Annotated in this window: 14 protein-coding genes and 1 pseudogene; 12 read left to right on the top strand and 3 right to left on the bottom strand. The window is 57.1% G+C overall.

Annotation, left to right across the window (positions count from 1 at the left end):
• Positions 1 to 22 precede the first annotated feature (22 nt).
• Positions 23 to 1021 carry a Gfo/Idh/MocA family protein gene (locus tag AC3Y2E_RS04480; RefSeq protein WP_332076022.1) on the top strand — a complete coding sequence of 333 codons (999 nt, stop codon included), beginning with the start codon at positions 23 to 25 and terminating at the stop codon, positions 1019 to 1021.
• Positions 1018 to 2013: a Gfo/Idh/MocA family protein gene (locus tag AC3Y2E_RS04475; protein ID WP_379207573.1), complete on the top strand. Its 996-nt coding sequence runs from the start codon at positions 1018 to 1020 to the stop codon at positions 2011 to 2013. Before AC3Y2E_RS04480 ends, AC3Y2E_RS04475 begins: the two co-directional genes overlap by 4 nt.
• Before the next feature lie 151 nt (positions 2014 to 2164).
• On the opposite strand, the gene AC3Y2E_RS04470 is transcribed toward AC3Y2E_RS04475, so the two are convergent.
• Both AC3Y2E_RS04470 and AC3Y2E_RS04465 read right to left on the bottom strand, forming a co-directional pair.
• Positions 2165 to 2368: a YiaA/YiaB family inner membrane protein gene (locus tag AC3Y2E_RS04470; protein ID WP_332076031.1), complete on the bottom strand. Its 204-nt coding sequence runs from the start codon at positions 2366 to 2368 to the stop codon at positions 2165 to 2167.
• A 42-nt stretch (positions 2369 to 2410) separates the two neighbouring features.
• A pseudogene (locus AC3Y2E_RS04465) lies at positions 2411 to 2605 on the bottom strand (YiaA/YiaB family inner membrane protein); the annotation flags it as partial.
• A gap of 357 nt (positions 2606 to 2962) precedes the next feature.
• Here AC3Y2E_RS04465 and AC3Y2E_RS04460 point away from each other — a divergent pair.
• The 9 genes from AC3Y2E_RS04460 to AC3Y2E_RS04420 all read left to right on the top strand — a co-directional run bounded on the left by AC3Y2E_RS04460 (position 2963) and on the right by AC3Y2E_RS04420 (position 12046).
• Complete coding sequence (locus AC3Y2E_RS04460; protein WP_379207774.1) at positions 2963 to 3796, top strand: YitT family protein; 834 nt, start codon at positions 2963 to 2965, stop codon at positions 3794 to 3796.
• Between the two features lie 469 nt (positions 3797 to 4265).
• Positions 4266 to 6896: an alanine--tRNA ligase gene (alaS, locus tag AC3Y2E_RS04455; protein ID WP_379207571.1), complete on the top strand. Its 2631-nt coding sequence runs from the start codon at positions 4266 to 4268 to the stop codon at positions 6894 to 6896.
• A gap of 168 nt (positions 6897 to 7064) precedes the next feature.
• Positions 7065 to 7325 carry an IreB family regulatory phosphoprotein gene (locus tag AC3Y2E_RS04450; RefSeq protein ID WP_110841271.1) on the top strand — a complete coding sequence of 87 codons (261 nt, stop codon included), beginning with the start codon at positions 7065 to 7067 and terminating at the stop codon, positions 7323 to 7325.
• 140 nt (positions 7326 to 7465) lie between these two features.
• Positions 7466 to 7885: a Holliday junction resolvase RuvX gene (gene ruvX, locus AC3Y2E_RS04445; protein ID WP_379207569.1), complete on the top strand. Its 420-nt coding sequence runs from the start codon at positions 7466 to 7468 to the stop codon at positions 7883 to 7885.
• A 10-nt stretch (positions 7886 to 7895) separates the two neighbouring features.
• Positions 7896 to 8213, top strand: coding sequence for a DUF1292 domain-containing protein (locus tag AC3Y2E_RS04440; RefSeq protein WP_190930895.1), 318 nt, complete (start codon positions 7896 to 7898; stop codon positions 8211 to 8213).
• The gene (locus AC3Y2E_RS04435; RefSeq protein ID WP_379207566.1) at positions 8210 to 8524 is read left to right on the top strand and encodes a DUF1292 domain-containing protein; all 315 of its coding nucleotides are present in this window, start codon (positions 8210 to 8212) and stop codon (positions 8522 to 8524) included. Before AC3Y2E_RS04440 ends, AC3Y2E_RS04435 begins: the two co-directional genes overlap by 4 nt.
• 106 nt (positions 8525 to 8630) lie before the next feature.
• A complete protein-coding gene (mltG, locus tag AC3Y2E_RS04430; RefSeq protein WP_379207563.1) occupies positions 8631 to 9680 on the top strand; it encodes an endolytic transglycosylase MltG in 1050 nt (349 codons plus the stop codon).
• 10 nt (positions 9681 to 9690) lie between these two features.
• On the top strand, positions 9691 to 10668 hold the full coding sequence (locus AC3Y2E_RS04425) for a peptidase U32 family protein (protein ID WP_379207561.1): 978 nt from the start codon (positions 9691 to 9693) through the stop codon (positions 10666 to 10668).
• A 52-nt stretch (positions 10669 to 10720) separates the two neighbouring features.
• Positions 10721 to 12046, top strand: a complete 1326-nt coding sequence (locus AC3Y2E_RS04420) for a peptidase U32 family protein (RefSeq protein ID WP_379207559.1) — start codon at positions 10721 to 10723, stop codon at positions 12044 to 12046.
• 331 nt (positions 12047 to 12377) lie between these two features.
• Here AC3Y2E_RS04420 and AC3Y2E_RS04415 read toward each other — a convergent pair whose 3' ends face one another.
• The gene (locus tag AC3Y2E_RS04415; RefSeq protein ID WP_379207557.1) at positions 12378 to 12698 is read right to left on the bottom strand and encodes a hypothetical protein; all 321 of its coding nucleotides are present in this window, start codon (positions 12696 to 12698) and stop codon (positions 12378 to 12380) included.
• A gap of 181 nt (positions 12699 to 12879) precedes the next feature.
• Between AC3Y2E_RS04415 and AC3Y2E_RS04410 the strand changes: the two genes are divergently transcribed.
• A complete protein-coding gene (locus AC3Y2E_RS04410) occupies positions 12880 to 14670 on the top strand; it encodes a peptidoglycan D,D-transpeptidase FtsI family protein (RefSeq protein ID WP_379207554.1) in 1791 nt (596 codons plus the stop codon).
• Positions 14671 to 14852 lie beyond the last annotated feature (182 nt).

Raw genomic sequence — 14852 nt, 5'->3', positions numbered from 1 at the left:
TGAAATGGGGAGAGGGAAAGCCATGAAAGTAGCAATCGTCGGCTGCGGCGGCCTAGGCAACGTCCATGCCAGCAGCTATGCGAAAGTTCCCGGCGTAACCGTAGTCGGAGTATGCGATATTCAGCCGGATCTCATGGAGAACATGGCCAAGCGCACAGGCGCGACCGCCTATTCGTCATTTGACGAGATGCTCGAGAAGTCGGGCTGCGAAGTTGTAAGCGTCACCTTGCCGAGCTATCTGCACAAGGAGTATTCGATTCGTGCGGCTAATGCGGGCAAACACGTTATTTGCGAAAAACCGATCGCGCTGAACCTGGAAGACGCGGCGGAGATGATAAGCGTCTGCGAGAAAAATGGCGTGCGGCTGTTTATCGGACATGTCGTCCGTTTCTTCCCGGAGTATGTGCAGATGAGAAATAAAATCAACGACGGTTCCCTCGGCCGGATCGGCGTCGCTCACGCGAAGCGGATCGGCGGACATCCCGGAGACCGCCGTCCGTGGTTCGCCGAGGATGAGAAAAGCGGCGGCGTCGTCATCGACCTGATGATTCACGACCTCGACTTTTTCCGCTGGTCGCTTGGCGAAGTGCGTTCGGTATACGGACTGCGCACCGTCGAAGGCAATGTGGACTACGCTTCCGCCACGCTTGTATTCGAGAGCGGCGCAGTAGCGAACGTGGAAGCGCACTGGGGCTACCCGGGACCGTTCACGACCGCAGCTGAAATTGCCGGCAGCAAAGGGATTATCCGCAGCGACAGCTCGCAAACCAAATCGGTGCAGGTGCGTAAAGCGGCTGCAAAAGACGCAAGCGGACCGTTTGTGGAAGTCCCGCAAAGCCCGGGCTTCACGAATCCGTTCGAGAAGGAAATCCATCACTATATCGATTGCATCCGCGAAAACCGCGAGCCGATCGTAACGGCCCAGGATGCGTACAAGGCACTTGAGATCGGTCTTGCCGTGATGGAATCGGTCCGCACCGGTCAAGCCGTAGTGTTCAATAAAGGGGAGGGATCGCGATGAGCAAGCTTAAAGTGGGCATGATCAGCTTTGCGCACGGACATGCGTTCTCCTATCTCCATGCGCTGCTCGCCTTGCCGGAAGTAGAGCTCGTCGGTATCGCCGACGAAGTCAAAAGCCGTGTGGAAGGCGTCGTAACCAAACACGGGATCGCTTATTACGAAGATTACAGGGATTTGCTGGCTATCTCTGATATGGACGCGGTTGTCATCTGCTCCGAGAACGCGTTTCACGCCCAACAGACAATTGATTCGGCGAACGCCAAAAAACACGTAATCTGCGAAAAGCCGCTTGGCATTTCCGTTGCCGAGATGGAGCGGATGATCGCAGCTTGCAGCGACAACGGCGTACAGTTGATGACCGCATTCCCTTGCCGCTACTTGCCTGCGGTGATTAACGCCAAGCAAGCGGTCGACCGTGGCGAGATCGGCGAGATTATCGCGATCAAAGGGACGAACCGCGGCTCGATGCCGGGCAGATGGTTCGTCGAGCCCGAGCTTTCCGGCGGCGGCGCGCTGCTGGACCATACCGTACACGTGATGGACCTGATGAACTGGTTCACCGGCTCCAAAGTGAACGAAGTGTACGCGTATGCCGCAACGCTGTTCCATGAAGAGCTGAAGGTAGACGACGCGGGGATGATCCATGTCAAATTCGACAACGGCGCGTTCGGCGTACTCGATACAAGCTGGTCGCGTTCCAAGACGTTCCCGACCTGGGGTGACGTAACGATGGAAATCATCGGCACCAAGGGTACGATCTCGGTAGACAGCTTCGCTCAGAAAAACGAGCTGTACAGCGACGATGTCGGTAGAGGGCAATATTTGTACTGGGGCGATTCGATGGACCACTACATGGTCAAATCGTTCGTGGACGCTCTGATCGAAGGCAAAGCGTCTCCGATCAGCGGCGAGGACGGCCTTCGCTCGGCCGAGGTTGCGCTGGCCGGATACGAGTCCGTCAAGAGCGGTCAGCCGGTTAAGCTGTCTTCATGAAATGAAATTGTAAGAAAAAAGCACGATAGCCCGGCGCCCTGAGGGGTACCGGGCTTTTTTTTGCGTTTCATCCGTCGTCAGCCTCATAGACAGCGGGGGAGAATCGCACTATAATCACCGTTATGATTGAATCGGCGGCAGGGACGTCCGGTCATTCCTGAACGTCTGCGTGAGCGGGACCGATCAGGTCGTCGTCCTCTTTGTTGTCCCGCACTGTCTTTTGCAGAACGAAGGAGGACATCGTCAGAAACAAGGCGCATACCGCGTAATACCCTTGTACGGACAACGGCTGATTCAAATTGTAGATACCGACGAACATGGCAATCAGCGCCGTGGCGAAAGCGGCCCAGGACAGAAACGTAAACGCTCCGGAGTTCCGTTTCTTCCCCGCGTCTGCATCTTCCTGGTTGTCCCGGATCGTCTTTTGCAGGACAAAAGCGGACATCGTCAAGTATAAGGCGGCGACTGCGTAGTAACCTTTGACGGACAACGGTTCCTCTAATGTATAGATACCGATAAACATAGCCAGAAACGCACAAGCGAACGATGCCCAGGATAAAAAAGAGAAAGCGGCGGTATTTCTTCTTCTAATCATACGAATACACCTCGATTTGTAGGATGGGCGCCGGACATGCGTCCTGAAACTTCCTGTCGTTCGTAGTTGCCACTGTTGCATCACGTCCTAGCACCTGATCCTAATCTTAGACGGTGAAGCCGCAAGCGAGAAGTACTAACTTTCCATAGTACCGGGCTTCTGCCTGCGGCCGGAACGAAGCGTCGGGTGCCGGGTAAGCGAAGCAAAAGCAAATTCGGGAGAAGTGGGTACAATAAAAAAAAGAAGACCGCTATACGAGCGTTAGTAAGGAAGGGAGTTCTTGCCGTGTCCATTTCGCACGAATCCGGAGTCATCGACGCCATCCGGCAGCAGCATCGGAGAAGCTCCAAGGCGCTGATCGCCAAAAGGGCGATCCTTATTTTTCTCGGCGCGGCGTCCGTATCGGTAGGGCTTGAAATTTTTCTCGTCCCGAACAACATTATCGACGGCGGGGTTGTCGGCATCTCGATTATAAGCAAATATTTGACGGGATTGCCGCTTGGCCTGTTCCTCACTTTGCTGAACTTGCCGTTTCTGTTTATCGGCTACAAATCGATCGGGAAAACGTTCGCTTTATCGACCTTGTACGGAGTTCTCGTGATGTCGGCAGGAACAACGCTGCTGCACCCGGTGGAGCCTCTCACGATGGACCCGCTGCTGGCGGCCGTATTCGGGGGGATCATCGTTGGAATCGGCGTCGGCCTCGTCATCCGGGCCGGCGGGTCGCTGGACGGTACGGAGATCGTGGCGATATTGCTTTACAAAAGATCGCCGTTTTCCGTCGGACAAATCGTGATGTTTTTTAACTTTTTCATACTCGGCAGCGCGGGCTTCGTCTTCGGCTGGGACCGTGCGATGTATTCGCTGATCGCGTATTACATCGCGTTTAAGATGATCGATATCACGATGGCCGGCTTCGACGAATCGAAATCGGTCTGGATCATCAGCGACAAGCACCGGGAGCTGGGGGATGCGCTGCTTGACCGGCTCGGCCGCGGCGTTACGTACTTAAAAGGAGAAGGCGCTTATACCGGCGACGACAAGCAGGTCATTTTCTGCGTCATTACGAGGCTGGAGGAAGCCAAGCTGAAGGCGGTCGTCGAGGAGATCGATCCGGGGGCGTTTCTCGCCGTAGGCAATATTCACGACGTGATGGGCGGGCAGTTCAAGAAGAGGGACATTCATTAGCACAGGGCGGCAAAACCCGCGAACCATTTGACAAGCGAGGGGCGGGGCTATAAAATTAAGGGATGAATGCGTTTCAAAAAAACGGCATATCGCTTAACGCCATGACGAAACGAGTAAGCCATCGCCCTTGATCCAGAGAGAAAGCTCCGGGTCGGACGCTCCTCATGTGTCCGGCAGCGCGCTGCAAGAGCTTTTATGAAGAAGGATGGCCGAAGCTACTTCGGAGCGTGGACGAACTCCACCGGTACGGAACCGTTATTTTCCGGCACAAGGCGATTGCGGGCTGTTTGCGCTGCGGCCGATTCGAGCGGCGTTTCCCGGCAAGGAGGCGTTATCCGCGAAGGACGGTCAGAGGCGGACATCTGCAATAACCAGGGTGGTACCGCGAGAAGAAGACCTCGTCCCTGAATTTTCAGGGGCGATTTTTGTTTTTTTACCCCCACTATCGAATATGGAGGCATGGAACCCGATGAAAGCAAGTGAAATACGCGGGAAGTGGCTGGAGTTTTTTGCGGAGAAAGGACATAAGATTGAGCCGAGCGCCTCGCTTGTGCCCCACAACGACCCTTCTCTGCTCTGGATCAATGCGGGGATGGCGCCGCTGAAGCCGTATTTCGACGGCAGGGTCGTACCGGAAAATCCTCGGATCGCCAACTCGCAAAAATGTATCCGCACCAACGATATCGAAAATGTCGGCAAGACGCGCCGCCACCATACGATGTTCGAGATGCTCGGCAATTTCTCGATCGGGGACTATTTCAAAGAAGAGACGATCACCTGGGCGTGGGAGTTTCTGACCGACAAGAAATGGATCGGCTTCGATCCGGATCGGTTGTCCGTAACCGTATATCCGGAAGATACGGAAGCCTACGAGTTCTGGAACAAAAAAATCGGCATTCCGGAAAACCGCATCTACAAGCTGGAGGAAAACTTCTGGGATATCGGCGAAGGCCCGTGCGGTCCTTGTACGGAAATCTTCTATGACCGCGGCGACAAATACGGCGACCTGAACGATCCGGAATGCTGGCCGGGTGGAGAGAACGAGCGGTTCCTCGAAGTGTGGAACCTCGTATTCTCGCAGTTCAACCATAACAAGGACGGCAGCTACACGCCGCTGCCGAACAAAAATATCGATACCGGAGCGGGACTCGAGCGGTTCGCCTCGATTTTGCAGGACGTCGACTCGAACTTCGATACCGATCTGTTCCAGCCGATTATCCAGAAGACGAGCGCCATCGCCGGCGTTACGTATCATACGAACGAAGAGCATGACATAGCGCTGAAGGTCATCGCCGACCACATTCGTACGGTCGTGTTCTCCGTAGGGGACGGCGTGCTTCCTTCCAACGAAGGGCGCGGCTACATTATCCGCCGTCTGCTGCGCCGTGCGGTGCGCTACGGGAAGTCGCTCGGCATCGACAAGCCGTTCCTGTACGAGCTGACGCCGGTCGTCGGCGAGATTATGGGCGCTTATTATCCCGAGGTGGTCGAGAAGCGGGAATTTATCGAGAAAGTGATCCGGAACGAGGAGGAGCGCTTCCACGAGACGTTGTCCGACGGGCTCGATATGCTTTCGTCGATTATCGCCGGTCTGAAGAAGGAAGGCGGAACGGTAGTCGGCGGCGAGGATGCGTTCCGTCTGTACGACACGTACGGCTTCCCGTTTGACCTGACCGAGGATTTCGCAGCGGAGAACGGCTTTACCGTCGACCGCGCCGGATTCGACAGCGAGATGGAGGCTCAGCGCAGCCGTGCGCGCTCGGCCCGCCAGGAGACGGACAGCATGAAAGTGCAGGGCGGTCCGCTGGCTGATTTTACGGTTAAAACCGAGTTTGTTGGATATACTGATCTGGTAACAAGTGCTAAAATCATCGCAATTGTAAGCGGCGATTCGTTCGTCGACATGGCCGGCAGCGGCGAAGTATGCCAGGTGCTGCTCGACCGCACCCCGTTTTATGCGGAGAGCGGCGGACAAGTCAGCGACCGCGGTACGATTACCGGCGCCCAGCTCGAGGCTTCCGTCGAGGACGTATGGAAAGCTCCGCACGGCCAGACCGTCCATACGGTGAAAGTCGCGAACGGGACGCTTCGCAAGGGAGACACGGTGCAGGCCGCAGTCGAATCCGGCAAGCGCGACGATATCGTCAAAAATCATACGGCGACGCATCTGCTGCACAAGGCGCTCAAGGAAACGCTCGGCGACCATGTCAATCAGGCGGGCTCGCTGGTCGAGCCGGACCGCCTGCGCTTCGACTTCTCCCATTTCGGCAGCATCAGCGCCGAAGAGCTCACCCGCATCGAAGAACGGGTGAACGAGCAGATCTGGAGACAAACGTCCGTCGTTATCGAGTCCAAGCCGATTGCCGAAGCGAAAGCGATGGGCGCGATGGCGCTGTTCGGCGAGAAATACGGCGACGTCGTCCGCGTCGTGCAAGTCGGCGAATACAGCATCGAGCTGTGCGGGGGCTGCCACGTGCGGAATACCGCCGAGATCGGCCTGTTCAAGATCGTCAGCGAAAGCGGCATCGGCTCGGGTGTCCGCCGGATCGAAGCGGTAACCGGACGGAGCGCTTATCTGTACCTGGACGGCCAGCTTCAGCTGCTTCGGGAAGCGGCGTCGCTGCTGAAGTCGAATGTGCCGGACGTGCCGAAGCGGGTCGAAGCGATGCTCGGCCAGATCAAGGAGTTGGGCCGCGAGAACGAGTCGCTTCGCGGCAAGCTGAGCGCGATCGAAGCCGGTTCTTTGACAGACAGCGCCAAGCAGGTCGGAGGCGTCACGCTGCTCACCGCCAAGGTGGATGCAGGCGACATGGACTCCTTGCGCACGATCGTTGACCAGATGAAGGTAAAGCTCGGCTCTGCGGTTATCGTCGTCGGCGCAGTCAGCGACGGCAAGGTGAATCTCGTAGCGGCCGTTACCCCGGATCTGGTGCAGCAGGGCTTCCATGCCGGCAAGCTGGTGAAGGAAGCGGCTTCCCGCTGCGGAGGCGGCGGAGGCGGTCGTCCGGACATGGCCCAGGCTGGAGGCAAAGACCCTTCCAAGCTGGACGAGGCATTGCAGGCGGTCGAATCGCTTGTTGCCGAGCAGGCGGCGAAGTAACGGACGTATGCCCCGCAGCCGGAGTCAGATGCGAACAAGCTGTGAATTTTTAGCCGGTCCGACAGGAATTTTAAGTACGGCGGCGAATAAATAGATGTAGAGCGCATACTAAATATTTACAATAGTATCCGAGTGATGCGTTTCAGCAATAAGGGGGGTGTTCTGGTAATGAATCCGATGGACAAAACGATGAAGTTCGATGTCAAAGCCGAAGGCGTGGAAACATCGCCGAAGGAGGTCCTTCTGGCCGTGTATGACGCCTTGCAGGAGAAAGGGTACAATCCGATCAATCAAATCGTCGGTTATTTGTTATCCGGCGACCCTGCGTTCATACCCCGGCACAACAACGCAAGAAGCCTGATCCGCAAAAGGGAACGGGACGAACTGATCGAGGAGCTGGTCCGTTTCTATTTGCAGCACCATAAATGACCGTCGGCCGGTGGACATTTTCCATCGGCTTCCGTGCATATGTGCGGTGCGCGGTGTGCCCGGCTTATAGCGGGGCGCGAAGCTGCGCACCCCGGCCCGGAAGCCGGGAATCCGGCCGATGCGACCGACGGGAGTACAGTATGGGCCGAATTATAGGACTCGATTACGGCGACAAGACGATCGGCGTTGCGGTAAGCGACGAATTCGGCTGGACGGCGCAAGGCGTCGAGGTGATCCGGCGGAAGAAGCCGGAGGACGATCTGAACCGGCTGCGGCAGTTGGCGGACGAATACGCCGTCTCCGGGTTCGTCGTAGGTCTGCCGAAAAACATGAACAACACGATCGGGCCGCGCGGAGAGCTGTGCATCGCTTTCTCCGAGGTTTTACAGGAAGCGTTCGGGCTTCCCGTCACGATGTGGGACGAACGGTTATCAACCGTATCGGCGCAGCGGACTTTGATCGAAGCCGACGTCAGCCGCAAGAAGCGCAAGCAGGTTATCGACAAGATGGCGGCAGCTATCATTTTACAAAACTATTTGGACTCCAATTCGAAAAGGTGAGGTGTGCGTTATGGCCAAGGAAGAGCTGAACATGGAAGAACCGGAGATCATCTACATCCCCGACGAGGAAGGCAACGAAGAAGAATTCGAGGTGATCATGAAATTTGAGGTCGAGTCCGGCCAATTCCAAGGCAACAAGTACATGATGGTTGTACCTGTCGAATCGGATGATTCCGGAGAAGAGACGGATGAGGTGTACGCCTTCCGTTATGAAGAAGACGGCGACGATCTCCAGCTGTACACGATCGACAACGAGCAGGAGTGGGACGAAGTGGAAGAGACGTTCAACACGCTGGTCGCCGAGATGGAGCAAGAGGAGCAGTCATGAACGCAGCAGATTATGGACAGCCGGAACCGCTTCGGCTGCTTCGCGATACGTACGGGGATGAGATCGTCCTGTTCGACGAGCAGGACGAATCGGTCGCCCACCGGATTGTAGCGGAGTTTCGGTATAACGGGACGGTGTATGCGGTCCTGCAGTCGGATGAGCTCCGCAAAGAGAAGGAAGTAGCCATATTTAAAGTTTCCGTGCCCGACGAGGGCGAGCCCGAGCTGGAGACGATCGAGGATGACGACGAATGGGAAACCGTATCGGAGCTGTATGACGAGATGACTTTCCCAAGCGGAGAACGGCCCTGATTCGGGCAAGCGGAAGACTGGAGATCCGGGCGGGTGACACCGCTCTTTTTTTTCGCGTAAAACATCAAATAGCCTGAAACGGGAAGACATATGGGAGAGGAACCTATTGAAACGAATTGCACTGATCATACTGGGCAGCATGCTGCTTGTGCTTATCCTGGCCGGGGCGGGAACGGCGCTGTATGTGTCCAATGCGCTCAAGCCGGTCGAAGCCGGGGATAAGGAAGTACGCATTCAGGTGGAAGCGGGACTCGGCTCCGGACAGATCGCCAATCTGCTGGAACGCAGCGGGCTGATTCGGGACGCCAAAGTGTTTCGCTATTACTTGATCTACAAAAAAGAAGGCGGCCGGTTCCAGGCGGGGGAGTACGACATGAAGCCGGGGATGGCGCTGGACGATATTATCGCCAAGCTGAACGCCGGCGATACGGTCAAGGAAGAGCTGGTGCGGGTTATGATTCCCGAAGGGCTGACGGTGCCGCAGATCGCGGACAAGCTGGCCGTGCATCCGGGCTTTGACCGCCAAGCGTTTCTCGACTTGATGAGCGGCACAGAGCTGAGCGCGGTCAAGCGGATCGCCGATATTCCGGAGGACGCCCGGATTCGTTACCGGCTGGAAGGTTATTTGTTCCCGGAAACGTATGAACTGAAAAAGGAATTGACGACAAAAGATATCGTAATGCGGCTCACATCGGAGCTGGAACGCAAGCTCGGCGATTTGCCGCCGGACTGGCCGGACAAGCTGAAGGAGCGCGGACTTACGTTCCATCAGCTAATGACCGTCGCCTCGATGATCGAACGCGAAGTCGTGCTGGAACAGGAAAGACCGATCGTTGCCAGCGTCATCTACAACCGGATGAAGATCGGGATGAAGCTGCAGATCGATGCGACCGTGCAGTATGCGCTCGATAAGACGAAGGAACGGCTGTTCGAGAAAGATCTGCTCGTAGACAGTCCTTATAACACTTATAAAATAACCGCTTTGCCGCCGGGGCCGATCGCAAGTCCGAGCCTGAGCTCGATTCGTGCGGCGCTTTATCCGGCAGATACGAAATATATGTTTTATGTCACGAAGTATGACGGCGCACAGGAGCATAACTTCGCTGAGACTTACGATCAACATTTGAAAAACATAGCGGAGAGCAGGAAGAGGTGACCCTGAAGGTATGAGCGGTGAAAGGACTCAACGCCCGGAAGGGCGGACGGAAGCGGATTTCCGCAAGCCGGAGCTGCTGGTGAGCGCGGGCTCGCCGGAGGAAATTGCAGCATTGATTGAGGCGGGGGCCGATGCGGTTCACATCGGGGATATGCGGTTCGGCATGCGGCTGGCGGGAGACATTCCCGAGGAGCGGATCGCGGATGCGATCCGGCTCGCCCACGACAAGGGAGCGAAGGCTTATGTCGTCTGCAACGGCATTTTGCACAACGATGTGCTGCCGGAGCTGCCCGGCTTTTTGAAATGTATTGCCGATGCCGGGGCGGACGGTCTCGTATTCGGGGACCCGGCCGTGCTGATCGCGAGGAGACAGGCGGGAGTCGACATTCCGCTGCATTGGAGCACAGAAATGACAACGACAAATTATAAAACCGCCAACTACTGGGTAACCAAAGGGGCGAGACGCGTCTTTTTGGCCCGCGAGCTCAACATGGACGAAGTGGTCGAGATGGCGCAGAAGGTGCAGGCCGAGGTGCAGGTTCAAGTGCACGGCATGACGAATATTTATCATTCCAAACGGACGCTGCTGTCCAACTACTGGGAGCATCAGGGACACAGTCCGGAGGGCGAAGCGCTGGATGCGGAGCGTAATCTGTTTCTGATCGAGCACGAGCGCAAGGAAGAGAAATTTCCGGTGTACGAGGACCGGAGCGGTACGCATGTGATGAGCTCGGACGACTTGTGCATGCTGGAGAGCTTGCATGAGCTTATGGAGGCCGGCATCGACAGCTTCCGGATCGAGGGGCTGCTGAAGCCGCTCCCGTATAACGAAGCGGTCGTCCGTGCTTACCGGAAGGCGATCGACGCTTATGCGGCCGACCCGGAAGGTTACGTCTTCCAGGAAGAGTGGCTGGACGAGGTGCGCGCGCTGCAGCATCCCGACCGGGAGCTTTCGTTCGGATTTTTCTATAAGGAGCAAGTCTATTGATCGATCAGGCAAGCCGAAAGCCGGCACGATACAAAAACGAGGTGGACGTCCAATGGAAGTAGTGCTGGAACCGAATGTTATAACAAAGCTGAAGCCGGGGCAAAAGCCGGAGCTGCTCGCGCCCGGCGGCAGCCTCGAGAAGCTCAAGTTCGCGATCCACTACGGCGCGGACGCCGTGTATATCGGGGGACAAAAGTACGGTTTGCGGTCCAACGCGGACAATTTTACGTTCGAGGAAATGCGCGAAGCCGTCGAATTTGCCGACCGTTACGGAGCGAAAGTATTCGTCGCCGCCAACATCTATGCGCATAACGAGGATATTGCGGGGATCGAGGATTATTTGCGGAATTTGCAGGAGGCCGGCATTGCCGCGATCATCGTCGCAGACCCGGCGATTATCGAGACGTGCAAGCGCGTGGCGCCGAAGCTGGAGATCCATCTCAGCACGCAGCAGTCGACCGTGAACTGGCAGGCGGTGCAGTTCTGGGTGGAGGAAGGCGTCCACCGGGTCGTGCTCGCCCGGGAGACGACGTTTGAAGAAATTCACGAAATTAAGCGCAATGTGGACGTCGAGATCGAGACATTTATCCACGGGGCGATGTGCAGCTCGTATTCCGGGCGGTGCGTGCTGTCCAATCATTTTACCGACCGGGATTCGAACCGCGGCGGCTGCTGCCAGTCGTGCAGGTGGAAGTACGATTTATTCGAGGAAGGCGATGCGGAGATCGGACAGCTCGTCTCCGAGGAAGAGGCGGTCGGCCGGTTCAAGGAAGGGATGACGGGCACCTCGCTGTTCCGGGGCGAAGATCCGTTCATGATGAGCGCCAAAGATTTGTGCATGATCGAGCATATCCCGGATATGATCCGCTCCGGCGTCGAGAGCTTTAAGATCGAAGGGCGGATGAAGAGTATCCATTACGTAGCGACGGTCGTGAATGCGTATCGGCAGGCGATCGATGCGTATTATGCCGACCCGGACAACTACCAGTTGCAGGAGCAATGGCTGCAGGAAATTTACAAAGCGGCGAACCGGCCGCTGAACACGGGATTTTTCTATGACGCTCCAGGGCATGAGGATCATATTTTCGGACCGGAAGACAAGCGGATCGACTACGATTTTGCCGGTCTGGTCGTCGAGTACGACGAAACGTCCGGAGTGGCGACCGTGCAGCAGCGCAATCATTTCAAGCCGGGACAGGACGTCGAATTTTTTGGCCCCGGGGGGACGTTTTTCAAGATGAAGGTCGGCACCTTGACCGACGAGGAAGGCCGGGAACTCGATGCGGCCCGTCATCCGCTGCAGCGGGTGAAGTTCCAAGTGGATCAGCCGGTCAAGCCGATGGATATGATGCGCAAGCAGGTAGGGAAGAAGAAGTAGCCTTCGGGCCGGCGGGGTCAGCTCGAACCTGTCGAGCCTTCCAGGTTCCCGGGCTTACCGGGTATCGCCGGGCTTTACCGGGGCAGGCGGTCCGATCTGACGTGCGGGAACATTTCCACAGTGTGCGGTATCCGAGCGGTAGTTGGCCGAATCGTACAGGCGCAGGCGTATAAGCCCCTCCGTAACCACGAACCAAGTGGGGACGAAGGGGCTTTGTTAACGCCAGAATGTTAAGTTTACTAAAGCGCCAGCATCCGCACAGGGGCAAACCGCCTTAGCCGAGTTCGTGCAATCCATGTAACACAAATAAAGAGAGCTTTCGCTCTCCGGATTAACTGGCAAGTACCCGCTTGATCAACTTAATGTCCGCGTCGTGCTCCTGGATTTGTTTTTGCAGCTCGGTTAGCGGGGATTGCAGCTCCGATGTGCTCGCGGCCTGTTCTTCGATGAAGCCCAGCTTGCGTTTCACATCGGCGATTTCCCGCTCGTTCACGGCAAGCTTCGCTTCTACGATATCGAATCTGCTGTTCATCTCGCTCTTGACGGACTGCAGCTCACTCTTCACGGTCTGCAGCTCATCCTTAATCGACTTGACGTCGTCCTTCATAGACATCATCTCGGATAAAATCTTCTGAAGTAATTGCTCGCTCATCACTATACCCCCTGATCTACTAATCGGAGTCCAATCTACTACTGCTATTATACCAGACTTCCAGACTTTGGGAAGAGAAAGAAGTGATTTCATCGAAGCGCGCCGGATGCCGTTTGTCCGCCCGCCTCTTTGTCGATACTTGATCGTAACGAAGAAGAGAGCGAAAGAAGGCGGATGTCGGATGCACAATATGCGGCAGCAGCGGAGAATATGGTTCGGATTACTCGCGATCACAGTTGTGATGGCCGCTATGATCGGCCGGCTCGGCTGGATTCAGGTGATCGATGCGGGCAGCTTCTCGCGGCGTGAAATCGATCTGATCGGCAATTCGGTAGCCCAGCGCGAGTACGGAATCGAGCTGGACAGCGGGCGCGGGCATTTTGTCGACCGCAGCGGCCGGCCGCTGACCGGGGAGCAGGTGAAGGCGCTCGTCGTATTTCCGGTAAAACGGACGGAAGAGGAGAACGAGGCGGCGCTGAACGGAATTCCTTCGATTCTGGGTGCGGATCGCGAGGCATGGCGGGAGTTCTACAACCGGCCGGCGGTACCGAAAATGTGGAGCGATCCCGTCACGGGGCAGCCCGTGCCGCTGTCGGACCGGCAAATAAACCGGATCGCGCAGTTGGCCGTTCCGGGTCTCGAAGTGATGCACACGGTCCGGCGTTACCCGGCGGATGCGGTGGCGAAACATCTGATCGGTTTTATCGGCGAAAATCCGGAGCGGATCGGAGCGCTGTACGCGAAGCAGCTGTCGCGCGGCAGCTTGTCCTTGTCGAGCCGGATCGGCGCAGCGGGGCTGGAGAAGACGATGGAGACGTATCTCCAGGGCGCCGGCAAGACGTCGGTCAGCTTGTTCACGGACGGTTTGAACCGGCCGCTGGCCGGGCTTGACGTCAGGCTCATCCGCCCGAATAACCCGTATTATCCGCTGCAGATCGGTACGACGATCGACCGGGACGTGCAGGAGGGCGTTGAGCGTATTTTGGAGAAAGCGGGGATCGCCTCCGGCAGCGCGGTCGTGCTCGATGCGGACAACGCCGACGTTATTGCGATGGCAAGCCGTCCGGATTTCGATCCGTACCGGATCGTTAGCGGGGACGCCAGTTGGGGGAACAAGGCGCTGAAGGCGGTCACGCCGGGCTCGGTGTTCAAAACGGTAGTGGCTGCCGCCGCACTGGAGGAAGGAGTCGTCCAGCCCGGAGAAACGTTCGAATGCAGCGGCTCTTTCGGCAAATACGGCTTGAAATGCTGGCTGCACGGTGGCCATGGCACCCTCACGTTCGAGGAGGCTTATGCGCAGTCATGCAATGTCGTGTTCGCCAAGGTGATGCAGCGGCTCAGCGGTGCAAAGCTGCAGGAGACGGCGCAGCGGCTCGGACTGGAGCTGCAGGTCGGCTGGCATACGGAAGGGAAGGGAGCTTTCGGCTGGAGTCAGTTCGACGGAGAAGAACGGGGGCAAATATTCGACGGGCGAAAGCCGTCGGAAGATGAAGGGATACGCGTCCAGACGGCGATCGGGCAAAGGGACGTGCTCGTGTCCCCGCTGCAGGCGGCGAATCTCGTGGTTACCTTGCTCCATGGCGGTGAAGTTCAAAGCCCGAGAGTCGTCCGGGACATCCGCTTTCGGACAGGGACGATTGTGCAATCATTTCCGGAGCGGAATGCGGAGGTGCCGGCGGACGGCATCTCGAAGCGGACAGCGGATAAGGTAACGTCCTGGATGCGGCAGGTCGTTCTGAGCGGCACGGGCACGCCGCTGAAGCAGGCGAAATGGAACGTGGCCGGCAAGTCGGGTACAGCCCAGACGACGGCGGCGGGACAAGCCGCGGTCCATCAATGGTTTGTCGGCTACGGGCCGATTGAGCGCCCGAAATATGCGGTGGCGGTTGTCGCTTTGAACGAGCCGGAGAACGGCGCAAACCGCGCGACCCGGGCGTTCCGGGAAATCATGGATCTGCTGGAGCGGCAATGAGAATCGGCGCTTGCCCGGGGGCAAACGAACAGGAGGGGATTCGGGCACCGGCATACGATATAGCGATATCCGTACCGGTACTGCCTTTTGCAGATGAATTCCGCGGCATATCGGATAGGCTCGTCTTCCGCTAACGAAGGCTTCGACGACATCGGACGTGACGATGGCTTCGTCAGAAACTT

The organism is Paenibacillus sp. MAH-35 (genome assembly GCF_058135425.1).
This window is presented reverse-complemented; position numbering and strand designations above follow the sequence as displayed.